This window comes from Paenibacillus glycanilyticus, assembly GCF_023715145.1.
GTDB lineage: Bacteria > Bacillota > Bacilli > Paenibacillales > Paenibacillaceae > Pristimantibacillus > Pristimantibacillus glycanilyticus_A.
Window position 1 is genome coordinate 1 of record NZ_JAMBNP010000074.1, and the last position, 300, is coordinate 300.

1 protein-coding gene is annotated in these 300 nt (G+C 45.3%); it reads right to left on the reverse strand.

The genetic code is table 11. The annotated features are described in order from the left end of the window. Positions 1-300: transposase (locus M3194_RS31035; protein ID WP_397334402.1), on the reverse strand; the 300-nt coding region annotated here is incomplete at both ends.

The following is a 300-nucleotide window of genomic DNA, read 5'->3' on the forward strand; positions in this document are numbered from 1 at the left end:
CCTGATCTTCCTGTTTCTCTGCCTCTTCAATGGCAGCGAACAAGGTCTTCACCTTTTCTTGTAGCTTCATTTTCTGTTTGACAACAGCTTTGCCCCAGACAAACGTGTAACGATTGGCATTCGCTTCGATTTTCGTCCCATCCAAGAAGTAGTGCTCCAGCTTGATGAAGTTTTCTTCCTTGAGAAACTGAAGAACAGCTGTAAATACCGTCTCTAGAACGTCTTTCATACGTTCAGAGCGGAAACGGTTAATGGTCCGGAAATCTGGACGTTGCCTAGCAGCCAGCCACATAAACATGA